This window comes from Pseudomonas sp. TMW22091, assembly GCF_022496705.1.
GTDB lineage: Bacteria > Pseudomonadota > Gammaproteobacteria > Pseudomonadales > Pseudomonadaceae > Aquipseudomonas > Aquipseudomonas saxonica.
The window spans coordinates 132,276-159,247 of the sequence record NZ_SCFI01000008.1 but is presented as its reverse complement, the minus strand read 5'-3'; the positions used below and the strand labels follow the sequence as shown (position 1 = coordinate 159,247).

23 protein-coding genes are annotated in these 26,972 nt (G+C 58.0%); 10 read left to right on the top strand and 13 right to left on the bottom strand.

The features are described from left to right. Positions 1 to 27 precede the first annotated feature (27 nt). The 3 genes from tssI to EQV93_RS16320 all read right to left on the bottom strand — a co-directional run bounded on the left by tssI (position 28) and on the right by EQV93_RS16320 (position 5,217). Complete coding sequence (gene tssI, locus EQV93_RS16330; RefSeq protein WP_240891930.1) at positions 28 to 2,127, bottom strand: type VI secretion system tip protein TssI/VgrG; 2,100 nt, start codon at positions 2,125 to 2,127, stop codon at positions 28 to 30. Positions 2,128 to 2,411: 284 nt separating this feature from the next. After that, positions 2,412 to 3,689, bottom strand: coding sequence for a Zn-dependent hydrolase (locus tag EQV93_RS16325; RefSeq protein WP_240891929.1), 1,278 nt, complete (start codon positions 3,687 to 3,689; stop codon positions 2,412 to 2,414). A gap of 40 nt (positions 3,690 to 3,729) precedes the next feature. Continuing rightward, a complete protein-coding gene (locus EQV93_RS16320) occupies positions 3,730 to 5,217 on the bottom strand; it encodes an NCS1 family nucleobase:cation symporter-1 (protein ID WP_122782218.1) in 1,488 nt (495 codons plus the stop codon). A gap of 594 nt (positions 5,218 to 5,811) precedes the next feature. Between EQV93_RS16320 and hydA the strand changes: the two genes are divergently transcribed. Genes hydA through preA form a run of 3 tightly spaced genes read left to right on the top strand, consistent with a single transcriptional unit; the run spans position 5,812 to position 9,953 of the window. Then, positions 5,812 to 7,251, top strand: a complete 1,440-nt coding sequence (gene hydA, locus EQV93_RS16315) for a dihydropyrimidinase (protein ID WP_146425352.1) — start codon at positions 5,812 to 5,814, stop codon at positions 7,249 to 7,251. Positions 7,252 to 7,310: 59 nt separating this feature from the next. Beyond that, entirely contained in the window at positions 7,311 to 8,678 is a 1,368-nt protein-coding gene (locus tag EQV93_RS16310) for an NAD(P)-dependent oxidoreductase (RefSeq protein ID WP_240891928.1), read from the top strand. After that, the gene (gene preA / locus EQV93_RS16305) at positions 8,679 to 9,953 is read left to right on the top strand and encodes an NAD-dependent dihydropyrimidine dehydrogenase subunit PreA (protein ID WP_122782215.1); all 1,275 of its coding nucleotides are present in this window, start codon (positions 8,679 to 8,681) and stop codon (positions 9,951 to 9,953) included. It abuts the gene before it with no gap. 163 nt (positions 9,954 to 10,116) lie between these two features. Here preA and EQV93_RS16300 read toward each other — a convergent pair whose 3' ends face one another. After that, positions 10,117 to 10,737: a TetR family transcriptional regulator C-terminal domain-containing protein gene (locus tag EQV93_RS16300; protein ID WP_122782214.1), complete on the bottom strand. Its 621-nt coding sequence runs from the start codon at positions 10,735 to 10,737 to the stop codon at positions 10,117 to 10,119. A 122-nt stretch (positions 10,738 to 10,859) separates the two neighbouring features. Beyond that, the gene (locus EQV93_RS16295) at positions 10,860 to 11,216 is read right to left on the bottom strand and encodes a hypothetical protein (protein ID WP_122782213.1); all 357 of its coding nucleotides are present in this window, start codon (positions 11,214 to 11,216) and stop codon (positions 10,860 to 10,862) included. 250 nt (positions 11,217 to 11,466) lie between these two features. Between EQV93_RS16295 and csrA the strand changes: the two genes are divergently transcribed. Continuing rightward, positions 11,467 to 11,661, top strand: a complete 195-nt coding sequence (gene csrA, locus EQV93_RS16290) for a carbon storage regulator CsrA (protein WP_122782212.1) — start codon at positions 11,467 to 11,469, stop codon at positions 11,659 to 11,661. A 266-nt stretch (positions 11,662 to 11,927) separates the two neighbouring features. Next, entirely contained in the window at positions 11,928 to 12,473 is a 546-nt protein-coding gene (locus EQV93_RS16285; RefSeq protein ID WP_122782211.1) for a DUF1269 domain-containing protein, read from the top strand. A 78-nt stretch (positions 12,474 to 12,551) separates the two neighbouring features. Here EQV93_RS16285 and EQV93_RS16280 read toward each other — a convergent pair whose 3' ends face one another. Then, entirely contained in the window at positions 12,552 to 12,872 is a 321-nt protein-coding gene (locus tag EQV93_RS16280; RefSeq protein WP_122782210.1) for a YbjQ family protein, read from the bottom strand. Positions 12,873 to 13,159: 287 nt separating this feature from the next. On the opposite strand from EQV93_RS16280, the gene ppnN reads away from it, so the two are divergent. Further along, positions 13,160 to 14,533, top strand: a complete 1,374-nt coding sequence (gene ppnN / locus EQV93_RS16275; RefSeq protein WP_122782209.1) for a nucleotide 5'-monophosphate nucleosidase PpnN — start codon at positions 13,160 to 13,162, stop codon at positions 14,531 to 14,533. 84 nt (positions 14,534 to 14,617) lie between these two features. Here ppnN and EQV93_RS16270 read toward each other — a convergent pair whose 3' ends face one another. Together EQV93_RS16270 and EQV93_RS16265 are read right to left on the bottom strand one after the other, a co-directional pair. After that, positions 14,618 to 15,295 carry a glycoside hydrolase family 19 protein gene (locus EQV93_RS16270; RefSeq protein WP_146387119.1) on the bottom strand — a complete coding sequence of 226 codons (678 nt, stop codon included), beginning with the start codon at positions 15,293 to 15,295 and terminating at the stop codon, positions 14,618 to 14,620. Positions 15,296 to 15,685: 390 nt separating this feature from the next. Next, positions 15,686 to 16,606, bottom strand: coding sequence for a LysR family transcriptional regulator (locus tag EQV93_RS16265; protein WP_122782224.1), 921 nt, complete (start codon positions 16,604 to 16,606; stop codon positions 15,686 to 15,688). Positions 16,607 to 16,910: 304 nt separating this feature from the next. Between EQV93_RS16265 and EQV93_RS16260 the strand changes: the two genes are divergently transcribed. After that, positions 16,911 to 17,636 (top strand): DUF969 domain-containing protein, encoded by a 726-nt coding sequence (locus tag EQV93_RS16260; protein ID WP_122782207.1) that lies wholly within the window; start codon positions 16,911 to 16,913, stop codon positions 17,634 to 17,636. Continuing rightward, entirely contained in the window at positions 17,633 to 18,583 is a 951-nt protein-coding gene (locus EQV93_RS16255; protein WP_240891927.1) for a DUF979 domain-containing protein, read from the top strand. Before EQV93_RS16260 ends, EQV93_RS16255 begins: the two co-directional genes overlap by 4 nt. A gap of 26 nt (positions 18,584 to 18,609) precedes the next feature. On the opposite strand, the gene EQV93_RS16250 is transcribed toward EQV93_RS16255, so the two are convergent. Beyond that, positions 18,610 to 20,712, bottom strand: coding sequence for a TonB-dependent receptor family protein (locus EQV93_RS16250; RefSeq protein ID WP_442968907.1), 2,103 nt, complete (start codon positions 20,710 to 20,712; stop codon positions 18,610 to 18,612). A gap of 455 nt (positions 20,713 to 21,167) precedes the next feature. Here EQV93_RS16250 and EQV93_RS16245 point away from each other — a divergent pair, with 455 nt between their 5' ends. Together EQV93_RS16245 and EQV93_RS16240 are read left to right on the top strand one after the other, a co-directional pair. Beyond that, the gene (locus EQV93_RS16245) at positions 21,168 to 22,079 is read left to right on the top strand and encodes a LysR family transcriptional regulator (protein WP_122782204.1); all 912 of its coding nucleotides are present in this window, start codon (positions 21,168 to 21,170) and stop codon (positions 22,077 to 22,079) included. A gap of 86 nt (positions 22,080 to 22,165) precedes the next feature. Further along, complete coding sequence (locus EQV93_RS16240) at positions 22,166 to 22,963, top strand: SDR family NAD(P)-dependent oxidoreductase (RefSeq protein WP_122782203.1); 798 nt, start codon at positions 22,166 to 22,168, stop codon at positions 22,961 to 22,963. A gap of 52 nt (positions 22,964 to 23,015) precedes the next feature. On the opposite strand, the gene EQV93_RS16235 is transcribed toward EQV93_RS16240, so the two are convergent. The 4 genes from EQV93_RS16235 to EQV93_RS16220 form a co-directional block, all read right to left on the bottom strand. After that, positions 23,016 to 23,912 (bottom strand): LysR substrate-binding domain-containing protein, encoded by an 897-nt coding sequence (locus EQV93_RS16235; RefSeq protein ID WP_240891925.1) that lies wholly within the window; start codon positions 23,910 to 23,912, stop codon positions 23,016 to 23,018. Positions 23,913 to 24,020: 108 nt separating this feature from the next. Further along, positions 24,021 to 24,431, bottom strand: a complete 411-nt coding sequence (locus tag EQV93_RS16230; protein WP_240891924.1) for an SRPBCC family protein — start codon at positions 24,429 to 24,431, stop codon at positions 24,021 to 24,023. A gap of 74 nt (positions 24,432 to 24,505) precedes the next feature. Further along, the gene (locus EQV93_RS16225) at positions 24,506 to 25,516 is read right to left on the bottom strand and encodes an aldo/keto reductase (RefSeq protein WP_146425364.1); all 1,011 of its coding nucleotides are present in this window, start codon (positions 25,514 to 25,516) and stop codon (positions 24,506 to 24,508) included. 225 nt (positions 25,517 to 25,741) lie between these two features. Next, on the bottom strand, positions 25,742 to 26,950 hold the full coding sequence (locus EQV93_RS16220; RefSeq protein WP_240891923.1) for an acyl-CoA dehydrogenase family protein: 1,209 nt from the start codon (positions 26,948 to 26,950) through the stop codon (positions 25,742 to 25,744). Positions 26,951 to 26,972 lie beyond the last annotated feature (22 nt).

The window sequence follows — 26,972 nt, the reverse complement described above, 5'->3', positions numbered from 1 at the left end:
GGCGTTTGAGCCGCCTGAACGCTTCAGTCAACGAGCAACGACGGCCTGCACCTGTTCACTGGCGCGCTGCAGGCAGTCTTTGCACACTTGCGAAGGGCTCTGTGGTGGTAGGTGCGGGGCAGCACTGTCGCCCACCCCCTGCGTGTCCATCAATTCGAGCAACCGCGCGGCGGTGGCTTGGGGCGTTTCCCCCGCCAGTCCCGGCAAGACCGGCACGGGGGCTGCACCGCTGACCGACGAGCCGCCGGGCAGGATCAAGGTGCTGCTGAAGATTCCGTCACTGGAAATCACTATGTGCTGCCCACCCGCTTTCAGGATCAGGCGGGCACCCGCGTCGATGACCACCTCGGCGCCCGCCTGCAAGTGCACTTGCTGACCGGCCATGACCGCAAACACCTGCCCGGTGCTGTTAACGCTGTTGCCGCCAACGGTGAGGTGGTCGTTGCTCAACAGTTGCACCTTGCGCTCGCCCGTGACGTGGTGGTGCTCTTCGGCGTTGAGCTGGCTGTAGCGGTTGCCATGAATCTGGCTGCGCTGCTCGTGCCCGACTTCAAGACGGTGGTCATGCTTGACCTGCTCCAGAAGGTCGCGCTCGGCGTGCACATAAATGTGCTCCGCGCCCTTGCGGTCTTCGATGCGCAGTTCATTGGAACCACCGCCCCCCGGCGAGCTGAGGGTTTTGAACACGCTTCGGGTTTTATGCGTCGGCAACTCGTAAGGCACGGTGTGGGTTTTGTTGTGCAGCGCACCCTGCAGAATCGGCCGGTCGCAATCACCCTCCAAAAATAAAATCACCACTTCCATGCCCACGCGCGGGAGCGTCTGACTGCCGTAGTGATGCCCCGCCCAGCTGCTGACGGTGCGCAACCAGCAACTGCTGTTGTCGTCGTCGATGCCGCGGCGGTCCCAATGGAAGCGCACTTTTATCCGGCCAAAGGCATCGCAAAAGATCTCTTCGCCGGGCGGACCGGTGACCACAGCGGTCTGGCCGGCCATCACCAGGGGCTTGGGGTGCTCAAGTTGCGGGCGGAAGGCCACCTCGCCGGGGATGGCTTCGAAGCTGTTGCGGTAGCCTTGAAAATCCGCACTCGGCCAGTCCAGGGCGCTGCCAGCCTGTTCTTGCAAAACTTGCGGCTGATAACCTTCGTGGTGAATCCGGGTCAACAGCCACAAATCATTGGAGCTGTAACGCCGATGGCCTTCAAGCGTCAGCAAGTGCCCTGACAGCAAACACGGCTCATCGCTGCTGCCATCGACGACACGCGCGCCCACTTGCAGACGCTCCAGGGTGCGCTGCACCTGGCGTTGACGCTGTCGCTCAGGCAAGGCGTGGGCCGCATAGGCGTAATCTTCAAGGTGCGCATGGCCATCCACGGTGCCTGGCAGACCGCTGAGAAAGTCCGATTCCAGCGTGACATGGGGCCGCTCAAAATCGTAATCGCGCTGGGTGGCGCGGCGGGTGTGTATCTGCTGGCGTTCGCCCCAGCGCTTGATCGAGGGTTGAGGGCCAGCCATGCCGTTTGCGGGCACGAATGGCATGGGCCGGGGCAGTTTGCCGAAATTCATCTGGGTGTCGCCAAACACCAGCACACAGCCGGTGGGGGAATGCCTGAAGTGAAAATGCCAGCCCTCTTCTTCGCATAAGCGACGAATGAAATGCAGGTCATCTTCGTTGTACTGGGTGCAGTATTCCCGGGGTTCGTAAACGGGAGGGCCGAGTTCAAACAGGACGTCCAGGGTCACCTGCAGGTGATGTTCCTTGAGCACCTGAGTGATGATCTGCTCAACGCTCAGGTTCTGGAAAATACGCTGGTTGACCCGCAGCGACAGGCTTTGCAAACGAGGTGTAAGGATTAATTGGTAATGACTGAGATCGGCGCTGGACTCACCCACGGCAAACTGCTGGATGTGGCCGAAGATGCCGTTGTTATGGTCGTCAAAAGCCAAAAAGGCGGGTTGATGCAAAAAGCGTCCAGGGTCCAGATCGTCCTGGCGGCTGACCACATCAATAACAAAGCGGTAGGGTTGGCTGATGGCTTCATGGCCATCGAACTTCAATACGTCCAGCTCAAGGGGTAAACCCGGCACGGACAAGCGGATACGTAACGGGGGGGAAGTTGGCGGCATCCGTGTCTCTCCTCGGAATACGAAGGAGACATGCCCTGCTCCCCCGTCAGTTTTGACTGGGGAGTTATTAGATAAGGCAAACAAACATCTGTATGTCGGACAGTTCCGCTCAGACAGTCAGAAGGAAACGGTATTACTGTGGTGTGCAACTGACATCACAGCATCAATGTAGCCGCTGACGAGGCACGAAGGCTGCGATCGGCGGCAGAGCCGTCGCAAAACGGGCACACCGTGGTGCCCTCGTTTGCGACCGCTTCGCGCTCGATCGCAGCCTTCGGCAGCGGCTACAGGGTCCGCGCAAAACCTGTCGTCGCTGCCGCCAGCATCGCCTTGAGCAATACCGCACACCCTGCCGCCAAATCCTTGGGGTCGGCATTTTCGATTTCGTTGTGGCTGATGCCGCCTTCACACGGCACAAAGATCATCCCCGCCGGGCCCAGTTCGGCCAAAAAGATGGCGTCATGCCCTGCCCCGCTGACGATGTCCATGTTGGACAAGCCCAGTTCATTGGCCGCATCGCGCACGGCGTTGACGCAATCGGGGTTGAAGTACAACGGCGGAAAATCAGCTGTCGGGGTAAGGTCAAAACTCAGGCCATGTTGCTCGCATGTGGCTTCGATGACCTGACGCACTTGCGCAATCATCGCGTCCAGTTGCTCGGGAATCAGATGACGAAAATCGAGGGTCATGCGCACTTCGCCGGGAATGACGTTGCGCGAGCCAGGATAGGCCTGCAAGCAGCCGACGGTCCCGCACGCATGGGGTTGATGGCCCAGCGCAGCCTTATTGACGGCCGCGACCACCGCGGCTGCGCCGACCAGCGCATCCTTGCGCAGGTGCATAGGCGTTGGCCCGGCGTGCGCTTCCACACCGCGCAGGTTGAGGTCGAACCATTTCTGGCCCAAGGCACCAAGCACCACGCCGATGGTTTTGCGCTCATCTTCCAGAATCGGCCCTTGCTCGATATGCGCCTCAAAATAGGCCCCTACCGGATGCCCGTTCACAGTTCTTTTGCCTGCGTAGCCGATGGCATTCAGTGCCTCACCGACGGTCACGCCATCGGCATCGGTTTTGGCCAGGGTTTCCTCCAGCGTGAATTTATCGGCAAATACCCCGGAGCCCATCATGCACGGGGCAAATCGCGAACCTTCTTCGTTGGTCCACACCACGACTTCCAGCGGTGCTTCAGTCTGAATATTCAAGTCATTAAGGCTGCGCAGCACTTCAACCCCGGCCAGCACGCCATAGCACCCGTCAAACTTGCCCCCCGTGGGCTGGGTGTCGATATGGCTGCCGGTCATCACGGGCGCCAGGTCGGGGTTGGTGCCCGGCCGCCGGGCGAAAATATTACCCACCGCATCGACGCTGACGGTACACCCCGCCTCTTCACACCAGCGCACAAACAAGTCGCGGGCCTGGCGGTCCAGGTCAGTAAGAGCGAGGCGACAGACGCCGCCTTTGGCGGTGGCACCCAGTTGCGCCAATTCCATCAATGAGGCCCACAGGCGCTCGCCATTGATGGTGCCGTTGAGATGCTGCTGAAGGTCGTGTGCTGCGTTCATGGTGGTTTCCTCAGGCAGTTTTTATTGAATGTTTCATGCTTCAAATAGCGTTTTTGACGGCCGCCGTCTGTGGGCTGCTCAGGCGGAACAAGGCGTAATAAATGGCAGCGCCGAGCAGTGACCCGGTAAACCAGCCGAAATCGTAGAACCAGCTGAATGAACTGCTACCCAGCGACATCAACGTCAGGGCAACGGGCACGCCGAAGGCAATGAAACCGTTCCAGTTCCAGGCTGGGTAAACGCCATCGACATACAGCCCGGCAAGGTCAAGCCGTTGCTGACGGACGATAAAGTAGTCAACCACCATGATCCCGGCGATGGGCCCCAGCAGGCTGGAGTAGCCCAGCAACCAGTTGGAATACACGGTTTCGAGGCTGACATCCGAGACCAGCAGGCCCAGCTTTTTCAGTAACTCATGGGCCATCAGGGCCAGCCCGACCAGACCGGTCAATATCACGGCTTTGGTGCGGTTAATCAGCTTGGGCGCAATGTTCTGGAAGTCGTTGGTGGGTGAAACGATGTTGGCTGCGGTGTTGGTCGACAACGTCGCGATGATGATCAAGGCCATGGCCAGCGCCACCCAGCCCGGACTCTGGATGTGGCCGATCAGGCTCACTGGATCTGAAACAGTCACGCCCACCAGTTTTTCGGAGGCCGCGGTCAACACCACACCCAACGCCGCAAACAGGAACATGGTCAGTGGCAAGCCCAAGACCTGCCCCAGAATCTGGTCTTTCTGGCTTTTAGCGTAACGGCTGAAATCCGGAATATTCAGCGACAGAGTCGCCCAAAAGCCGACCATGGCGGTCAAGCCGGCAAAGAAATAGCCATACACACTGGCTCCTTCAGGGCGCTTGGGTGGTTGAGCCATCAACTCGGTCATCGACACGTTAGGCAAGGCCCAGACCAGCAAACCGATACCCACCAGCACCAGCAAGGGTGCGGACAGGGTTTCGAGCCATTTGATCGACTCGGCACCGCGCAACACGACCCACAGATTGAGCGCCCAAAAAATCATGAAGCCGATCACTTCACCGGTCCCGCCCAAACTTTTCCAGCCTTCGAATACCGACCCCAGAAACAGGTGAATGGCCAAACCGCCAAATAGCGTTTGAATGCCGAACCAGCCACACGCCACCAGCGCGCGAATCAGGCAGGGAACATTGGAGCCGATAATGCCGAAAGAAGAACGGAGTAAAACAGGAAAGGGAATGCCGTATTTTGTACCGGGAAAAGCATTGAGTGTCAGGGGGATCAAAACGACGATATTGGCCAACAAGATGGCCAGCAATGCCTCGCCCACACTTAGACCGAAGTAAGCCGTTAATACACCGCCCAATGTATAGGTGGGCACACATATAGACATACCGACCCATAACGCCGTGATATGCCATTTATTCCAGGTGCGCTCATGAACTTTGGTAGGCGCCATGTCGTGGTTATAGCGAGGACTTTCAAGAACTTCAGGGCCAGCGTCCAACTCGTACAAACCGTCCCGTTCGGTGACGTGTGATCTGCTCGATTGCATGCTCGTTCACTCTCTTTTTTTATGTTCTTTAAGCCCTGCGCTTCAACGCAATATGGCTCACTTGGCTGACACGGTTGATCCGGTAGTGCCAACCACAATCAAGAACTGTGCCGACTTGCCCGGTCCTTGCGATATTCCACGGCTCAACGGTGCAACTGTCTGGTTTAACAGCTAATAAACATTTGCCGAAATAGCACTCATTCCTATTAAGCGCCGGGTGTTACCCGCTTGTAAAAATTTCATATAACAAAACGAAACAAGTCGGTGCACGCTTATTAATTTTAAGTGCTTATCCCGTGCCACTCAGGGCACCTCAAACGCCTGATTTCGCATAAGAAACTTCGCTTATATTTGATTCCTGTCAAGTGCGTCAAAATGGTGAGCGCATGCACCATTTTGGATATTTATAAGATAAATACTTATAAAACAATGACTTATATTATTCATGAATAATTAAAAAAAAAGTTTGATCATTTCCCGACAACCCACTAGATTTCATTCCTGACACCAGTGACAGGAATTACACCTGCACCGTGCTGGTAATAACAACACTTAGAACCGGCATTTAGTCGGTCTGCCTGCGAGGAACTCCGTATGTCACTGTTAATCCGTGGCGCTACGCTTGTGACCCATGATGAAAGTTATTGCGCGGATGTTTATTGCGCTGACGGTCTAGTCCGCGCCATTGGAACGAATCTTGATGTTCCAGCCGGGTGTGAAGTGCTTGATGGCAGCGGCCAATATTTGATTCCCGGCGGTATTGATCCGCACACTCACATGCAACTTCCATTTATGGGCACGGTGGCCAGCGAGGACTTTTTCACGGGCACAGCGGCCGGTCTGGCAGGCGGCACAACCTCCATTATTGATTTTGTGATTCCCAACCCTCAGCAGTCTTTGCTGGAGGCATTCCATCAATGGCGGGGCTGGGCTGAGAAGTCAGCGTCGGACTACGGTTTTCATGTGGCAATCACTTGGTGGAGCGAACAAGTTCGCGAAGAAATGGCTGAACTGGTCAGCCACCACGGCATCAACAGCTTCAAACATTTCATGGCCTATAAAAACGCCATCATGGCCGCCGATGACACGTTGGTGGCCAGCTTCGAACGCTGCCTGGAACTGGGCGCAGTGCCCACGGTGCATGCTGAAAATGGCGAGCTGGTGTATCACTTGCAACGCAAGTTGCTGGCACAAGGCATGACCGGCCCTGAAGCGCATCCGTTGTCGCGCCCATCGCAAGTGGAAGGCGAAGCCGCCAGCCGGGCGATACGTATCGCACAGACCATCGGCACGCCCTTGTATCTGGTACACGTATCGACCCGTGAAGCGCTGGACGAAATCACTTACGCCCGCAGTCAGGGCCAACCCGTGTATGGCGAAGTACTTGCGGGGCATTTACTGCTGGATGAAAGCGTGTATCAGCACCCGGACTGGCAGACCGCAGCGGGCTACGTAATGAGCCCGCCCTTTCGCCCGCGCGGCCATCAAGAAGCCCTCTGGCATGGCCTTCAGTCCGGCAACCTGCACACCACGGCCACCGATCATTGCTGCTTTTGCGCTGAGCAAAAGGCGGCCGGTCGCGATAATTTCAGCCTGATCCCCAACGGCACAGCGGGCATTGAAGACCGCATGGCGGTGCTGTGGGATGAGGGGGTCAACACGGGCCGCCTGTCCATGCAGGAGTTTGTCGCACTGACGTCCACCAACACCGCCAAGATTTTCAACATGTACCCGCGCAAAGGTTCGATCCGCGTTGGCGCCGATGCGGATCTGGTGCTGTGGGACCCAGAGGGCACCCGCACCATTTCAGCGAAAACCCACCATCAAAAAGTCGATTTCAACATTTTTGAAGGCAAAACCGTGCGCGGTGTTCCGAGCCACACCATCAGCCAGGGTCGCGTGGTATGGGCTGATGGCGATTTACGGGCAGAGCGTGGCGCGGGTCGTTATATCGAACGTGCGCCCTACCCGGCGGTGTTCGACCTACTGAAAAAACGCGCCGAGCAGCACATCCCCGTGGCGGTTAAACGCTAAGTAGCACAACCCACTGCCCGACAGAGGCAGAAGCTTCCCACAACCGTGAGGCACTCACTGTGATCAAATCCCTGAATCATTTGCCGCATCCTCAGCAAGATGCGTCGGTATTGGCCAGCCAGTTCACTGATCTGGCTCCGCCGTTGACCGCCCGACAGGCCGTACTTGAAAGCTCGCGCTGCTTGTACTGCTACGACGCGCCTTGCGTCAATGCATGCCCCAGTGACATTGATATTCCTTCGTTCATTCGCAATATCCAGCAGGAGAACGTGCAAGGCGCGGCGCATAAAATCCTTTCGGCCAATATTCTGGGCGGCAGTTGTGCCCGTGTGTGCCCTACCGAAGTCCTGTGCCAACAAGCCTGCGTGCGCAATAACGAGCAGGAATGCGCCCCAGTATTGATCGGTTTGTTGCAGCGTTATGCCGTCGACCATGCCCAGTTCAGCGAACATCCCTTTAAACGAGCAGAGCCAACCGGCAAGCGTATCGCCGTGGTTGGCGCCGGGCCTGCCGGGCTGGCGTGCGCCCATCGACTGGCGCTGCATGGTCATGAAGTGGTGATTTTCGAAGCGCGCGAGAAGGCTGGCGGGCTCAATGAATACGGGATCGCCAAATACAAACTGGTGGACGACTTCGCCCAGCAGGAAGTGGAATTTGTACTGGACGTTGGCGGTATCGAAGTACGCCACGGTCAGCGCTTGGGTGACAACCTGAGCCTGAGCGAGCTGCATCAACGCTTCGACTCGGTCTTCCTGGGCCTTGGCCTGGCCGCCAGCCGCCAGTTGGGCCTGCCCCACGAGGACGCACCCGGCCTGCTGGCCGCCACCGACTACATCCGCGAATTACGCCAGAGTGACGACTTGACCCAGTTACCACTGGCCGAGCGCTGCATTGTGCTGGGTGCCGGTAACACAGCCATCGACATGGCCGTACAAATGGCCCGTCTGGGGGCGCGGGAAGTGAATCTGGTGTATCGCCGCGGGTTGGCGGACATGGGCGCCACCGGGCATGAACAAGACATCGCCAAAGATAACCAGGTGCGCTTGATGACGTGGGCACAGCCCGACGAGGTGTTACTGGATGACCACGGGAATGTACGCGGCATGCGCTTTGCCCGCACCCGCCTTGAAAACGGACGGTTAGAGACCACCGGCGAAACCTTCGAACTGGCTGCCGACGCGGTGTTCAAGGCTATCGGCCAGGCGTTTGACGAAACGGCGCTGAGTGATCCGCTGGCGCATTCACTGCGCCGAATCGGCGATCGCATCGCGGTCGACGAGCAATTGCGCACCAGCGTGGCCGGGGTGTACGCCGGTGGCGACTGCACATCGCTGGGTCAAGACCTGACCGTACAGGCTGTACAACACGGCAAGCTTGCTGCTGAAGCCATTCATGCCCAACTCATGCTCAATCAGGAGGCTGCGTAAATGGCCGATCTTTCGATTAACTTCGCCGGCATCAAAGCGCCTAACCCTTTCTGGCTGGCCTCTGCCCCGCCGACCGACAAAGCCTACAACGTGGTGCGCGCATACGAGGCGGGCTGGGGCGGTGTGGTCTGGAAGACCCTGGGTGAAGACCCGGCCGCAGTCAACGTGTCCTCACGCTATTCGGCACACTTCGGGCCTAACCGCGAAGTCATGGGCATCAACAATATTGAGCTGATTACAGACCGTTCGCTTGAAATCAACTTGCGCGAGATAACTCAGGTCAAAAAAGACTGGCCCGACCGCGCACTGATTGTGTCGCTGATGGTGCCGTGCGAAGAGCAAGCGTGGAAACACATTTTGCCGCTGGTTGAAGCCACGGGCGCCGATGGTATCGAACTGAACTTCGGTTGCCCTCACGGCATGCCAGAACGCGGCATGGGCGCAGCCGTGGGCCAGGTACCCGAGTACGTGGAGATGGTCACGCGCTGGTGCAAAACCTACTGCTCGCTGCCCGTCATCGTCAAGCTGACACCCAATATCACCGATGTGCGCCTCAGTGCGCGCGCAGCACACCGTGGCGGCGCCGATGCGGTGTCACTGATCAACACCATCAACTCCATCACCAGCGTTGACCTTGAGCGCATGGTGGCGCTGCCGGTGGTGGGCAGTCAAAGCACTCACGGCGGGTATTGCGGTTCAGCGGTCAAGCCGATCGCACTGAACATGGTGGCCGAAATCGCCCGTGATCCTTTGACCAAAGGCTTACCGATTTGCGGGATTGGCGGCATTGGCAGCTGGCGTGATGCGGCAGAATTTATCGCATTGGGCTGTGGGTCGGTACAGGTGTGCACGGCCGCGATGCTTCACGGATTTCGCATCGTCGAAGAGATGAAAGACGGTTTATCGCGCTGGATGGACAGCCAAGGCTATACCAGCCTGGATGACTTTTCCGGTCGGGCCGTGGGCAATACCACCGACTGGAAATATCTTGATATCAATTATCAGGTGATCGCCAAGATTGATCAGGACGCCTGTATCGGCTGCGGACGCTGCCATATTGCCTGCGAAGACACTTCGCACCAGGCGATTTCCAGTGTGAAGCTGGCGAACGGAACCCATCGCTATGAAGTGATCGATGATGAGTGCGTCGGTTGCAACTTGTGCCAGATCACCTGCCCCGTCGCTGATTGCATCGAGATGGTGCCGCACAACAACGGTTTGCCGTTTCTGGACTGGAACCACGACCCGCGCAACCCCTACCGCGTGGCATCCTGAGGGAGGGTGTAACGCACTGTAGTCGCTGACGAAGGCTGCGATCGAGCGCGAAGCGTTCGCAAAGTGGGGGCCCCTCGGTGTCTCTGGTTTTGCGACGTCTTCGCCGTCGATCGCAGCCTTCGTTCCTCGTCAGCAACGACGAAAATTCGCGCTCTCTCCACCCTCAGGGCTCCAGCCCGATCCCCCGCAAAATCACGCTGGTCACTGTATGCACAGCGCGCTCGAACTGAATATCAGACAAGGGCTGATGGTCATTGAGGATATTCACTTGATGATCAAAGTCGGCGTAATGCTGGGTTGAAGCCCAGATCATGTACAACAAACTTGCCGGCTCTACTGCCAGAATGCGTTTATCGGCTACCCACTGGCGGATTTTCGCTTCTTTCATCTTGGCCCAGTCATACAGGCTGGCATCCAGCGCCAGGCCCAAAGACGGCGCACCGTGAATGATTTCGTTGGCCCATACCTTCGAACCATAGGGCCGTGTGCGCGAATGGTTCATTTTGGCCCGGATATAACTGCTGAGTACCAGACGTGGGTCATCGTAGGTTTCAAAGCACAGTGCGTCCTGCTTCCACACGTCGAGCAAGCCTAGTAACACCGCGCTGTACAGTTCGTTCTTGGTGCTGAAGTAGTAATGCAGGTTGGAACGCGGCAGTTGAACTTCAGCGGCAATGTCCGCCATTGCAGCCCCCGCAAACCCCTTTTCTGCAAACACCTTCTCTGCGCCTATAAGGATTTTTTCAACATTGCTTCGACGAATCTGGATCTTGTGATTGCTCATTCCCTTAATGCCCTTAACGTCGTGCATCGTCGGCGAACACCCGGACAGATCCGCGAATAAATAAAACATAACAGCGCCAGACCGCGGTTAAGCTCACTCTGTGTTTGGCGCTTTGTGCTTAATTAGTTGCTGGCGGGCAATTCAATAATGTCGGTTTCAATGCCGTCCAGCTTCGGCTTTTGCTTGATCTTCTCTTGCGTCTCCAGGGCTTGAGCCTGGGTCGCGTACGGCCCGATCAGGAAATGTTTAACACCGTCATGCTCGTAAATATAGGGGGTGAAACCATGTTCCATGAGCCTGCCCGTGGTGTCGGTGATGGTTGCGCGCTGGCCCTCGGTAATCTCCAATGCCCAGTGAGCAACAGGCGCCTGTGCTACCGTTGGTTCAGAAGCTGCTTTAGCCTGCTGGATTTTATCGTTAGACTCCTGACCGCAAGCCGTCAAGGCCAAAATTGCTGTCATCACGATGACTTTGCGCACTGCATTTCCCCTAGCTGTTTGAGTGGGTCGATTTTATCACCGGGACAGTGCATTTGCTCTCCTTGAACAAATCCAATCCGCCCTTATTAAAGGTCTGTACCAAGATATTCCCGCACTCAGGGAATTTAACCCTTGGCGAGGACGTCTGTAATGAGCGGCGCATTTATATCCACTTAGCAGTATTCTGTAGCCATGAACGAAGCCGCACCGTCTCAGAGACGTGCCTTACAAAGCCATCAAGGAGAAAAAAATGCTGATACTCACCCGTAAAGTTGGTGAAAGCATAAACATCGGTGACGATATTACGATCACTATTTTAGGTGTCAGCGGGCAACAAGTCAGAATCGGCATCAATGCGCCGAAAGATGTGGCTGTCCACCGTGAAGAGATTTATCAACGCATCCAGGCTGGCTTGACTGCCACTGACAAGGTAGATCCATCCTAAGCGTTCGAGGTATCAGCCCTCGAACTGAGTGTCAGGGCTGCTCAGCCAGCCCTCCTCAATCCACACCCCCGTACACCCTCCCGCAACGACCTTCCCAAGCCCATAATTGCTAAAGCATTCGCAGAATCCTGCTGTCGACTTGACCGTTTAAAGGTTAGCGACCACGCTCATTCCTCGCAGAAGGTCAAACAGTCCAGCGTGTGACTCACCTTCGTAAGCGTCAGCCCGATCTTGGGCTTGACCTGTACAGTCAAGGAATGAAAGACATGTCAGATTTAATCGTTGTGGGATTCCCAGATACTGAAACAGCCGACCGCGCCCTTACCAAACTAGCCTCGTTGGGCAAAGAGCACTTGGTAGAGCTTGAGGATGCCGTCATTGTTGTACGCAACGCTGAAGGCAAGGTTCACGTAAAGCAAAGCGTTAATCTCAAAGCCCTGGGTGCGACCTCGGGCCTGGTTACAGGGGGCCTGTGGGGCGCGCTGGTCGGCCTGTTGTTTCTCAACCCTTTGGCCGGCTTCGTCATCGGCGGCGCGGCCGGGGCGGGAATGGGGGCACTGTCAGGCTCAATGGCCGACTACGGCATCGACGACGACTTCATCAAAAACCTCAGCGAAACCATTCCAAAGGAATCGTCTGCCCTGTTCGTTCTGTTGCGCAAATTCCAACCCGAAAAAGTCCTTCAGGAACTTGAACAGTCAGACTTCAAAGGCAAGGTGCTGCGTACGTCCCTGTCGCCTGAGCAAGAAGCAAAGCTTCAGCAAGCGCTCTCAACACATGCCGCTTCGGCACCTGTTACCACTACGATCTAAATCACGCTCCCTTGCGCGCTCCGCGCGCATGATTCGGCTGCCCGCAGGGCAGTCGAATTTTCCTCGGAATGTGCGCCATCAGTTCAACCGCACCGCCGTACCCGTGGCAAACACCACGAGCATGCCACCCCGCCCGGAAGGCATGCTGATTTCAAAGTTCAGCCCCACAATGGCGTCGGCTTGAAGGGTCTGTGCCCTGTCGCGGATTTCATCAGTTACCTCGGCACGCGCCTCTTTCAATGCTCGCTCCAGGGTTTGCGAGCGACCACCAAAAAAATCCCGCACTCCGGTAAAAAAATCGCGCACCACGTTTATGCCGTGAACGGACTCGGCACTGACGATCCCCAGGTATTCGGTGATCTGGCGGCCTTCAATCCTGTTTGTCGTCGTAATGATCAACTGGGTTCCCCTTTATAAACGCTCATTTTGAACCCAAGCTTAACGCAGACACTCACACCTTTGTCGCGATCCGGCAACCGAACAGGCCGATACTGGCCTTATGCGCCGGCAGTGTTAATGTAGGCAAAACCGCAGCCAGCCTCATCTGCGGCGACTATGCTGATAGTGAAAATAACCAAAGCCGTAAGAGTTGGGACCTCTCGCCCGGCACATGCGAATCGCTGATAAGGATTAAACAGCTACGCCACGCCACGCCTCTTTTCGATCCCGCTCACAGGAAGCCCACAATGGTTCAAAGACAAGTCATCAATGCTTCGGTCAGCCCTAAAGGCAGCCTGGAAACTTTATCCCAACGTGAAGTTCAGCAACTGAGTGAGGTTGGCTCGGGCAGCAGCTACACGCTTTTTCGTCAATGTGTACTGGCTATTCTCAACACCGGCGCCCACGTCGATAACGCTAAAACCATTCTTGAGGCGTATCAGGATTTTGACGTGCGGATTCACCAGCAAGACCGAGGGGTGCGCCTGGAGCTGCTTAATGCCCCGGCCGATGCCTTTGTCGATGGTGAAATGATCGCCAGCACCCGCGAAATGTTGTTCAGCGCCCTGCGTGACATTGTGTACACACAAAGCGGTCTCGACAGCCCGCGTATCGACCTGAGCAGTTCGGCGGGTATCACTGACTATGTGTTTCACCTGCTGCGCAACGCCCGCACCTTGCGCCCCGGCGTCGAGCCCAAAATTGTGGTGTGCTGGGGCGGCCATTCGATCAATACCGAAGAATACAAGTACACCAAAAAAGTGGGCCACGAACTGGGCCTGCGCAGCCTGGACATCTGCACGGGTTGCGGGCCCGGCGTGATGAAAGGGCCTATGAAGGGGGCAACCATTTCCCACGCCAAGCAACGCCTGACAGGCGGGCGTTATCTGGGACTGACCGAGCCGGGCATCATCGCGGCCGAGGCGCCCAACCCTATCGTCAACGAACTGGTGATTCTGCCGGACATCGAAAAACGCCTGGAGGCGTTTGTGCGCGTTGGCCACGGCGTCATCATCTTCCCGGGCGGCGCCGGAACCGCTGAAGAATTCCTATACCTGCTAGGGATCTTGATGCACCCGGACAACCGCGACGTGCCATTCCCGGTAATCCTGACGGGCCCTCGAGAAGCTGCGCCGTACCTGCAACAGCTGCATGAGTTTGTCGGCGCCACGTTAGGCGATGAGGCCCAGCAGCACTACCAGATCATTATCGACAACCCGGCAGAAGTTGCCCGGCAAATGACCGCTGGACTCAAAGCAGTTAAACAATTTCGCCGCGAGCGCAATGATGCGTTTCACTTCAACTGGCTATTGAAAATCGATGAAGGGTTCCAGCGCCCTTTCGACCCCACCCACGCCAACATGGCTGACCTGCAATTGCGCAGTGACCTGCCGCCCCACGAGCTGGCGGCTAATTTGCGCCGGGCATTTTCGGGGATCGTGGCTGGCAACGTGAAAGAAAAAGGCATTCACCTGATCGAGGAATACGGACCGTATGAAATTCACGGCGACACGGCCATCATGAAGCCACTGGATAAACTGCTGCATGCATTCGTTGAACAACACCGTATGAAACTGCCCGGCGGCGCGGCTTATGTGCCGTGTTATCGCGTCGTCAGTTAACACCCGGTGACGGGGCTCGCTGAGCGAAAAGCAGAGGTTCACTTTGCATCTTGCCGGGCGGGCCCTTCAATCAAACCCCAGGTTTCAAGACAAAAGCTCCAAGGCCTTCTCAAACACCGCCAAACGCTGGGCATGGCCATTAAGCCCACCATTGATCGCTCGCGTCAGTGCTTCGAAATCCTCCCCGTCGGCCCATGCATTAAGCTGGCGCGACGACCAGTACCACCCCGCAGACGCTACGGCTCCAGGCCATTGCTCCAGTAAGTGTGGGGTTCCTAGCAATCGTTCGTCGCCATACAAGCCCAGGCTGCAGTGTTGATAGTTGCTCTTACCGGTGATTTGAATCAAACCCCTGCCGCGATAAAGCCAGCCCTCGCCTGAAGCTTGTGAACCATTACCCAGACGATTGCTATACACCTGATTGGCAATGGCCTGTGGTCGACGGTGCAGTTTTTGCGCATCGCTGTTGGGCAACCTGCGCGCACGCCCACCGTCCATGACCGTGATGTATTGACCGGCACTGTCGCGTTGCGCGAACCGTGTGCCCCACGTGGCGGCAAGGCCGTCAGCGCTGTAGTTGAGGTTTTCAACCAGTGCCGTAAAACCGGCACTTTCATGCCCCACCTGCGCGATGAAGGCCGCCAGACGCCGGGGGGTGTCGATAGTATTGGCGTGCGTGACGGCCTGCACGATGGGTAAATAAACATCGACGGACGCTGCGCTTTTGGGAAATAACTGTGTGAACACTTCACGGTTCAACATAAGGGCCAACTCTTAATTAATTAAAAATTAAAAGTTAAGCACTCATGCTTTTTGACCCAAGGCAGGAATTAAGCCGGAGAACAAACTTACGCAATTCAAAGAACTGGCTTACCTTCGCTCACCGGCCCAAGGCCGGTTTCAGCCCGGCGGAATGGTCGCCAATAAACCAATGCCAATGGTCAACACTAAAAAGCCGCCCAGAAACCATCCCATCTTGCCCATGTCATTTCCCCTGTTACACGTTCGTAAGAAAACAGGCGCAGAACATCAGCTGATCCCATGCGAGCGTTGCTGTGTCGTCAACGTTCTGGTCTGTCTCGAAAGGTTGTGAGTAATTCTGCTCCGCTGGCTGCACACATAACAGTCGCAGATAACACGAAAAAATACGGATCAGTTGATCGGCAAGATCAGGTGTTCAGGCAGGACACTGCGTTGATAATCGGCCACAACCGTCTGGCTCAGGATGACCACCGCTTCGTTCAGCTCAAGCCCGGCGCCCACCCGCCAACTGGCGTACACCGAAAAACCCGGTGCCGTTTCAATCGCCACGGCACGCAGCGCGCCACTGTGCAGTTCACGACTGACCAGTACCGGCGGCAAAGCGCCAATACCAAAGCCATCGGCGACCAGCTTGATGATCGCTGCCACTGAATTGATACAACTGATGCGCGGTGTCGCGATACCGTGCTGATGCAAGAAATTGAGCATGTCCTGATGGGGTCGCGAGTGTCTTGAAAACGTCAACAAGCGTTCCTGACACAAGTCCGCAAGGCTGTCATAGGGCCTGTCCAGTGCGCCGTTTCGTGCGACTACCCAACTCAACGGGTAGCGGGCCAATTGCACATTACGCACCCCGTCAGCCCTTAACAGGTCCGTCTGGAAGATCAAGTCCAGCTGGCCTTTGAGCAATTGCTCACTGAGGTTCAGTGCCGTGTCGGCCGTCAGTTCGACTTCGACCTGAGGGAAGTCACGACTCAAGGCACTGATCAGCTCGCTCAGCCAGCTGTGAATCACGGTGTCCATCACCCCGATGCGCAACCGCCCGGTAAAGCTGTCCGCCTGCCCCAATGACTGGAGCAAGCGCTGTTGGGTGGCGAGCATCTCTTCGGCGTAGCCCAGCACTTTGTGGCCTTCGCGAGTCAGGTTGACGCCCCGTGAATCACGCAAGAACAACTGCACGCCAAGTTCGGTTTCAAGCACTGAAATACGGCTTGAAATGGCCGCCTGGGTGCTTGAAAGCTTTTCTGCGGTGAGTCGGAAGCTGCCAAGGCGGGCCACCCAGACGAATGTCAGTAGAAATCGCATATTCATGTAGGACATCCCACCCGGTGAAAACAGTGTGCCACTGTAAACGCTCACTGTGCCTTCAAGCCAGACCGCTTAAGTCGGTGATTGATAAAACTTTTTTGTTCGGCGGCGACAACTTTTTTTGACTGGACGCATCGCCCAAAGCCCCCAACCATGTGGGTCAGTCGCCATTCCATGAGCGTCAACAATAAAAAAACACGCTGAGTCCGGCAGCGTACCGATTTTGTGAAAGTGTGCCTGACCGCTTTCGCCTTGCTCACACCAGCCTGCCCTGGTGAGTCGCAATCAGCTAAGGGATCTTACCCTCATGCAAACCGTCGTAAATCTTTGGCCATTGATCGGCGTGCTCGTCATCATCATGGGCTTTTTGCTGCGCTTCAATCCCCTGCTGGTAGTGAGTGCGGCGGCCATTGTCACCGGGCTTGCGGCCAACTTCCCGCTGGAAAAAATCATCAGCGAAATGGGTGAAGGCTTTCTGCAAACCCGCGCCTTGCAACTCATTCTGTTATTGCCTCTGGCTGTGATCGGCTTGTTGGAGCGCCACGGTCTGCGCCTGCACGCACAAAACTGGATCGCAGGCTTTCAGCGGGCCACCGTGGGGCGATTGTTGATCATGTACCTGTTTCTGCGCGAAACCACCGCAGCGGTCGGCCTGACCAGCCTGGGCGGACACCCGCAAATGGTGCGCCCGCTGTTGGCGCCCATGGCCGAAGGTGCTGCCCAAAACAAGTACGGCAAACTGCCGGCTGCGGTTCGGCAAAAAGTCCTGGCCATGTGCGCGGCCACGGACAATATCGGTTTGTTCTTTGGCGAAGACGTGTTCGTGGCCTTTGGGGCGATTGCCCTGATGCACACTTTTTTACTGGGGTCGGGCCTCGATGTCGAACCGCTGCATATCGCGTTCTGGGGTATTCCCACGGCCATTTGTGCCTTTATCGTGCACGCACTGCGGCTCTATCGCTTTGACCTGATGCTGGCTCGTAGCCTGTCCGAAGTTGCCCACGCTGACGACTCCAGGGAGCTGGCCCGATGATTATTTCTATCCAGTATTTCTATTGGCTGGCCGGGGCGCTGTTGCTGATCACCGCCGGGATGATTGTGTCGGACCGCAGCCATCCCAAGCGCTGGACCAGCGCACTGTTTTGGGCGTTGTTCTCGATGGTGTTTCTGATCGGAGATCGCTTGTCGCCCTTTGTGGTCGGGGTGGGCGTGCTGGTGATGGCGGGTATTGCCGGCATCGGCGGTGTCGGTCGCGGCGCGCATGCCGAATTGCCGGTCAAAGCTGCCCGCACCAGCGCCGGGCGATTGGGCCACAAGTTGTTCATCCCGGCATTGTCGATCCCGCTGGTGACGGTTATCGGCACGGTGCTGCTCAAACATGTGCAGATCGCCGGCGTACCGCTGCTCGACCCGAAGAACACCACCTTTGTGTCGTTGGGGCTGGGCTGTCTGGTCGCCCTGATACTGGCCTGCATCCTGACCCGCGATACGCCGCTGCAAGGTTTACGCGAGTCACGCCGCCTCACTGAAGCCCTGGGCTGGACCATGGTGCTCCCGCAAATGCTGGCCATGCTTGGCCTGCTGTTCAATGACGCCGGTGTCGGCACCGCGGTTGCTCACGTCACCACGGCGTACATCAACATGGACTATCGGCTGATCGCGGTGATGGTCTACGTGCTCGGCATGGCGCTGTTCACCATGATCATGGGCAACGGCTTTGCGGCCTTCCCGGTAATGACCGGCGGTGTCGGCGTACCGGTGCTGGTGGGTATTTATGATGCCAACCCCGCCGTGATGGCTGCGATTGGCATGTTCTCCGGCTATTGCGGCACGCTGATGACGCCCATGGCAGCCAACTACAACATGGTGCCCGTTGCGCTGCTGGAGCTGCCGGACAAGTACGCCGTGATCAAGGCGCAAATACCCACGGCGCTGGTGATGTTGGTGGTCAACATCGTGCTGCTCTATCTGCTGATGTAAGGCCTGGCCAAGGCAGGCTCGCCGAGTCAGAAGTGGTAAGCCACACCAGTGGTGACGTTAAAGGGATCGCCCACAAAGAAGTTCGCCGAGTCCTGCCCTTTGGCGTCATAGGTGGTGTTGGCCGCCGTGGCGTAACGTTGATTGGTCAGATTGCGGGCATCGACAAACACCTCCCACTTTTTACTCGGCGCTTCATACCCGATTTTGGCCCCCCACAGCACATAGGACGGGGCGCTCAAGGTGTTGGCAAAATCGACGTAATAGCTGGACGCGGCACGCGCATTGAGTTGCGCGTAAAAGCCCGTGGCCTGACGGTATTGCAGCTCCGCCTGGTACACCTGACGCGGCAGGCCCGGCAGCTCATTGGCGCCAAACACCGGGTCGTTGCGGTAGTGGAAATCGTTATAGGTATAGGCTTGGCGCAACGCCACGCTGTCGCCGTTCTGATTCTCCCAGAGCAATGCGTTCAACCCCGCCTCGACCCCTTGGTGAATCGTTGCGCTGCCATTGGAGGTCGCGATCAGTTGATCTTGAGTTGCACTGGCCGGGCGTACCACCACAGAGAGCAATTCCTTTTGCACCCATGAGCGATAAACCGTCAGGCTGCCGTCGAAGATACCGTGCCCGCCACGAATGCCGAACTCCACGGTGTTGGCCTTTTGCGGGCGTACATCACGGATATACGGGGTGCCGGTGCTGCCCAACTGCCAGGTCACCGGCGGGTCAATGGAGCGGCTGACGTTGCCGAACAGCTCGAAATCCGGGGTCAACTGATAGCGCAGCCCCAAGCGCGGCGCCCAGTCGTACTCACTGTATTCAACGCCACTCGGAAACTCGCTGGTGTTGACGCTGGTGGTGTACTGAATGTCGGCCTTGCGTTTGATATCGATCCACGATACGCCGCTGGACAGCCAGGTGCGCTCGCCCAACTGCAATTCGTTACCCACCGAAAACACCGTATCGCGCGAGCCCGTGTAATCGGTTTTTTGCAGTGTCTGGCCAGTGGCGCGGCTGTGGGATTTGACGTCAGCCAACCAGGCCCGGGTGGTGCTGAAGGTCACGTTGCTGTCGCTGGGCAAACCGAACACCGTATCGCCGGTGCGCAGGTAGCGCAGGGTCAAGTTCAGGTCTTTGGAGCGCCAGTCCTGAGGCTGGGCGGCGTAGCGCCAGCCGTTGAGCAACGGATAATCGTTATAGCCAACACCCACTTCCAGCTTGGCATCGTCATCAAAGGTGTAGGTCGTTTTGCTGCCGAGCAAGGTCGAGCCGTCTTTTTTGCGCCCGAACGGCACCTCGTTGCTCTTGGGATCATGCTTGAGCTGGTACTTCGTCAGCGCGTTGCCCTGAGTCAGCGTTTCTTCGCGATAACGCAAGAAGAAACGGGTTTGCAGTTTGGGGCTGAACACGTGCCCGAAGTTGGCTACCAGCCCCTGCCCTTTGTTAGAAGTGTCGTGCTGATAACCGTCGCGTTCGTTGTGCAGCACGCTGACGTAATAATCACTGTCGCCGACTACCCCGCCCGTGCTGAGCTGCTGTTTGCGGTAACCAAAACTACCCGCCTCCAGGCGCACAGAGCTACCCGGATCGGTGCGCCCGGTCTTGCTGACCATATTGATCGCGCCCCCCAGCGACAGCGCCGAATACAAATAGGCATTGGCGCCATAAAGCACTTCAGTGTGATCAACCGACGCCATGTCGAGCATGTCCTCCTGAGTGCCACCCGGCCCGGTGAGGGGCAAGCCGTCAAACAGAAACTTAATGCCCAGTACATAGCCTTGATAAAACGTGTTGAGGCCGGAGCCGCGTATCGAGATTTTATTGGCCCCGGAGCCGCTGGTGGCCTGGGCAAACACACCGGGTTGCAAGGCCAGCACATCTTCGGCGTTGGCGGCCCTGCCCTGCTCTATAACGTGGTTATCCACCACTGCGGTGTTACCGGCGATTTTCTTCAATTGTTTCTCGGCTTTCTGCGCTTCACTGGCGCTGGCACCTTGTACCACCACCGTGGCCAGCGTCGGATCTTGCGCCGCCACACTTATGCCCTGAACCAGCATCAACAGCACACCCAGGCTCGACGCCGTGGTTAACGGGTTGAGACGCTGAACATTTTTTCCGGACTTTTTCCACATCAATTCAATACTCCACACCGACTCAATAAGGGGAGCATCTATGGGCATAGTCTGGCTCTGACAGGCACTTTGCAGGGTTCATGCCAGCGCAAAAACCCCGAAAAACAGGTCTAGAAAGCGTGTTTGAACAGCAACAACCCGACACTTTGTAAAACGACTGTGTGTATGGCAACAGTTCACGGGCCTCTAGCAACAGAGCAGCGCAGCACTGGCCTTGCTGGTATGGATGAATTCACCTTCGACGCAGTGCCACCGCTGCAGATGTGCGACGCTGGGTGGCGCCGTCCTCAGCCTGGACCTTGGCTATGCTGCATTCGGTCGCGGGCGGTCTGCTGGCAGCGGGTGGGCTATTACGGGTATGGCTTGGCGGGCGCGCCAAGGCCACTGACGAGGTAATGAGCCAAGCCAAGTCACAACCTTCCTAATAAAACGCAAGACAGTCCCCTGGAGGTCTAATGCAAGATCTACGTCAGTTGCGCTACTTCGTCGCCGTTGCCGAATGTGAGAACGTCGGCCGAGCGGCGGAGCAGCTACACATTTCCCAATCCCCACTGAGCCGCCAGATCGCCCAGCTCGAAGACCACCTCGGCCTGGCTCTGTTCGAACGACGCAACCAGCGCCTGTTCCTGACCACTGACGGGCGCACCTTCCTGTCCGAAGCCCGCGGCCTGCTCAAGCATGCCGAGCGTCTGGAGTCTCTGGGTAAGCGCCTGGGCCGCGGTGAAGAGGGTGGCCTGTGCATCGGCTATGTTAACCACGCCATCTACGCCGGCGTGCTGCCCGGCGCTGTTCGGTCGATTCGTGCCGAACGTCCTCAGATCCATATTGCCCTCTACAACATGACCCCAAGCGAGCTGTTCGAAGGCCTGCGCCAACGCAGCCTGGACATCGCCCTGGTCTGCGAACCTGCACCCGTCAATGACCCTGACTTGCTTGCCCTGCCCGTGCTGAACGATCCAATGCTGCTGGCCATCCCCGCTGAACACCCGCTGGCGACCAAGGCCGAACTTACCCCCGCCGACCTGCATGAACAGGAGTGGATCATCACCGGCGGCCAGCCCGACCAGATCAACAAACGTGATGACTTCATCGCCCGTTGCGCCGATGCCGGCTTCACCCCGCGTCTGTCACTGGAGGCGACCGACCCGCTGAGCGTGCTCGGGCTGGTGTCCGCAGGGCTGGGCTTGGCCATGGTGCAGAGCAGCCTGGCCGCCAGCGCGGGGCCTACGGTGGTGTTGCGCCAGTTGGACTGGTTCAGGCCCAGCTTGCAGCTGTGGACGGCTTGGCATCAGGTGGACCTGCGTCCGATTGTGGGGGTTTTCCGCGAGCGGGTGTTGGCGCTGGCTGAACAGACCCGCAAGGTCTGAACTCAGTCGAATGACGTCTTTTACAGTCTGAGGGTGCCCTACTAGCATGGTTTCCATCAATGCAACTCACCCACAGGAATCATTTCATGATCATTGACCTCGGCGGACGCACCGCCATCATCAGCGGCTCGACCGGCGGTATCGGCCTGGCCATTGCCCGCGGCCTGGCCCGCGCACATGCCGACGTAGTCATCGCCGGCCGCAGTCAAAAATCGGTGGATGCCGCCCTGGCCGAACTGCGCGCCCAAGGCGGTCGTGGCCAGGTACAGGGCGTTGTCGCCGACTTGGGCACCGCCGCTGGTGCCGAAATCTTGTTCGCCGCCCACCCCAAGACCGATATCCTGGTCAACAACCTGGGCATCTACGACGACGTCGACTTCTTCAAGGTTGCCGACAGCGAGTGGACCCGCTTCTACGAGACCAACGTCCTGTCCGGCGTGCGTCTGGCTCGCCACTACGCCCCGGGGATGGTGGAGAAAGGATGGGGCAGGATCCTGTTCATCTCCTCCGAATCGGGCATCGCCACCCCTGCCGACATGATCAACTACGGCGTGACCAAAAGCGCTAACCTCGCCGTCTCTCACGGTCTGGCCAAGCGTCTGGCAGGTACCGGCGTCACCGTCAACGCAGTATTGCCCGGGCCGACACTGACCGACGGAGTCGCCAACCTGGTGGCCGAGGCCGCCAAGGTCTCCGGCCGCAGCATCCGCGATGAGGCTGACAATTTCGTGCGCAGCTCCCGTCCAAGTTCGATCATCCAGCGCGCCGCCGAGGTCGACGAAGTCGCCCACTTGGTCGTCTACCTCGCTTCCCCTTATTCCTCCGCCACCACCGGCGCAGCCTTGCGGGTTGACGGCGGTGTAGTTGACAGCCTCGCCATCTGAACTCAGCGTACAAAACACAAGGGCCGCATAGCGGCCCTTGTCATTGATGTCCTTAATGCTCTGCCCCCGCCAATACGATCTGACGAAATTCGCCCACAATCGGTCGCAGGTCAACACGGAGCCAGGCTACCCAAAGGCCGATGCTTTGCTGCAACCACGGCAACTCGCGCAAGACCACGTCGGGGTTACTGACACCGCCCATGCTCTGCTGGATCAGCGCCAGTCCCAAGCCAGCGGACACCAGCCCGAGCGCAATCAGCGGTTCGGCTGCCTCCAGCAGGATCTGTGGCGTAAAGCCTGCCTCCACGCAACTGGCCATGAACCGCTCACGGCGATGGGGGTTCGCGCGCCCGTCGACCATGATCCAGTCCTGTTCGTGAAGATCGGTGGGGATGATGTGCGCCTTGTCCACCAGTGGGTGTCCCGAAGGTAGCGCGAGATAAAGTGGATCGTTGAATACCGGCGTTGCCAGCAAGTCTGGGTCATCCATCGACATCGGTTCACAGACCAGTGCGATATCGAGGCTGCGCTGGCGCAAACCCTCCAATTGCTCCTGGGGCGTGAGGTTATAGAGGGCGATGTGGATGCCCGGCCTTTCCTCACGGACGCGACGCAGAGCCTTGGGCAACACGCCGGCATGGATGGCGTGGCTGACGTAGCCGATGCACAGACCGCCTGACTCGCCACGGCCCAATCGGCGGCCGAGTGATTCCAGACGTTCGGCGTGTTTTAGCAGGGCCTTGGCCTCATGCAAGAATGTGCGGCCATCGGAGCTGATGCGCAGGCGCTGCTGGCTGCGCTCGAACAGTTGCAGGCCCAGGCGCTCTTCAAGTTGGGCAATTTGCCGACTGAGCGGCGACTGGGATATGTGCAGTTGTTCCGCAGCCTTGCCCACGTGCTCGAACTCAGCGACGGCGACGAAATAACGAAGTTGTCTGATGTCCAGCATATAAGCCTTTAAAAGTTGCCAACAGCGTGGGTAACGGCTCGCTAATACGGTTCGGATAGAAGGGGATCTATGGGGTGTTGGGGCCGCTTTGCGGCCCCGACCCCTCCATCAACTTTCCAGCGTCTGCTTCAGCGCGGCCAGGCCATCCTGGTAAATGGTGGCGAACATTGCGCTCGCTTCGGCTTCACTGATACCCACTGGCACGAACGAACCGGACCAATGCACCTGGGCCCCCTCGCTGGTAGACACCACACGCAGGGTCGACTGATAGTCGCGAACCGGCGCTGGACCTTGAAGGATGGTGTAGCTGTAGCTGCGCCCGGCTTCGTTGAAGTCCAGCAGGCGCTCGATGATGGTGTCGCCGTCGATACTCTTGAGCGTGCGCACGCGGCCGCCTTCGCTCAACGCGCTTTGCGGAACGAACGGCAGCCAGTCGGGCAACGTGTCGAAACCGCCAATCAGTTGCCAGATACGGTCGGCATTGATGTGAAGGTCGATGCAAGCTTGTGCAGTAGCCATGATGTTTCTCCTGGGGTTCTACCCCAATGATTGGGTAAAGACAGGGCCGCGATACGGCCCTGCAAAAGTCTTTTTCAAACAGCTGGAACAGGCGCCAGGGCGTTGATCAGTCCTTGCTGACGCAGCTCGTTCCAGAAAGCGACAGGGATGACTGCGCTCAGGGCCGCAGCGTCTTCGTTGGCGTGCAGTGGACGAGTAGAACCCGGGATTGCCGCGACCACCGCAGGGTGGGCCAGGGCGAACTGCAGGGCGGCCGCCTTGACCTCAACCCCATGGATACGTGCAACTGCACGGATGCGCTCGAGTTTCTCCAGCACCGGCTGGGTAGCTTTCTGGTATTCGAAATGCTCGCCACCCGCGGTTACGCCAGAGCTGTAAGGGCCACCGACAACGATGCCTACTCCCTGCTCCAGCGCTTGCGGCATGACGCGTTGCAGTGCGCGGTCGTGATCCAGCAGCGAATAACGGCCAGCGAGCAGGAAGCCATCGGGCTGTGGCTCGTCCAGGTCGAGGGTCAGCTCGATCGGTTCGACACGGTTCACACCCAGGCCCCACGCTTTGATCACACCTTCTTCACGAAGGCGGGTAAGGACACGGAAGGCGCCTTTGCGCGCAGTCTCGAAGCGCTCCAGCCACTCGTCACCGTAGAAGTCCTGGGCGATGTCGTGGATCCAGACGATATCCAGGCGATCGGTCTTCAGCCGGCGCAGGCTGTCTTCGATGGAACGCAGGGTGGCGTCGGCGCTGTAGTCATTGACGATGCGGTTGCGGTTGCCGTGCTCGAACAAGCCGCTCTTCTCGCCGAACTCGCGGCTGGCAGGATCTTCCAGCTCATCGAGGATGACCCGACCGACCTTGGAGCTGAGCACGTATTCGTCACGGGGACGACCGATCAGGGCGTTGCCCAGGCGTGATTCGGAGAGGCCAGCACCATAGAACGGTGCGCTGTCGAAGTAGCGCACGCCGTTGTTCCAGGCGGCGTCGACAGTGGCTTGTACCTCGGCCTCTGGCACGTTGCGGAACATGTTGCCCAGTGGGGCCGAGCCGAAGCCCAGTGGATTGGCGATAAGAGATTTAAGGTTCATCTAATGTTTTCCTGGTAAGGGGAGTCAGTCATGAACTCCGATGGGTGCAATCCTATGCGCCCCCTACCAAGACCGTCCAAGTCATAATTCGACCGACTTGAGACCTTTTAAGCGATGACCTCAAAAGAAGAGTGTCGCCTCTCGATCACCCCAAACCCGTAGCAATTGCCGAGGGCGACGTTCGGCGACACAGTCGTTGTAAAACCTGAGCTTGCGATTAACCTGTTAAAACAATCCCGACGTGGGGGGCGGTGTGCCTTTCAACTGCCAACTGCCCACCGCTGCGGCTTTCCAGTGACGGGGGTTGTGATTGGCCACCGTGCGCGCGTTGCGCCAGTGACGATCAAGGTTGTGCGCCCGCCCGGTCGTCGAAGCACCGCCCACATCAAATACCAGCTCTGCGGCCTTGAGTGCCGACTCGGCGGCAATGTATTGCGCCTGCGCAACGTCCACCGCGGCTTGATCCACGAGCACGGGATCGAGCCCGCCCGCCCAGGCCCGGTCAATCGAGTCGGCGGCATGCAGCACCACCGCTTCAGCGGTAAAAGCACGCGCCGATATATCACCCACACTCAGTTCCACGTAGGGGTCGTCCACCGAGCGTGTGGCAGTACTGTGCTTGATGGGCCGTGCGTGTTCGTTGGCAAAAGCCACTGCATCGTTCAGGGCGTTGCGTGCAATCCCCGCCTGCACTGCCGCCAGAAACAACTGCAAAAAAGGCGTGACGATGGTGCGCTTGCCCTCCTCTACCGTGCGGGTACGAATTTCTTCAGCCAGCACCTGTACGTTGTTTAGGCGGGTCGTGCCGCTGGCCGTGAGGCGCTGGCCCATTGAATCGAAGTCGTCGAGCAACTCCAGGCCCTGACGCTGGCGCGGCAGAATGAACGACACCGGCTGGTCGTCTTCGTCCAGCGCCACAGCGCTGACCCAATCGGCGTATAAAGAGCCAGTGCTGTAATACTTGTTACCCGTCACCCGATAGTGCTCACCGTCGCGCACAATCCGAGCACTGATCGAACCATTGGCGCCGCCAACTTCCCATCCGGCATTGCCGATGACCGCGCCTTGCAGGTATCGCTCAAACCAGCGGGCGCGCTCGTCTTCGGCGTCGTCAGCTTGCGATGCCAACAACCCCTCGACGAAACCAAAACCGGGACGCAACGCCTGAGCGACGTTGGAATCCACAGACGCGATACGGATCAGCAAGGCGATCACATCTCTGACCGAGCCACCGCTGCCGCCATGACGCACAGGAATGCGCGTGGTAAATAATCCAGCCTTGGCTATCTGGGCCACCGCATCGAAGGGCAGCAGGCGATCACGCTCACGTTGCGCGGCACCCCGGCCAATGTCCGGCAGGAGCCGGTCGGCACGGGCATTCAGTTCGGCCACCGAAGTGACGGGATGTTCAGTGACAGCAAATAATCTGTTCATGGCTGTTCCTTGCGGGTTAACG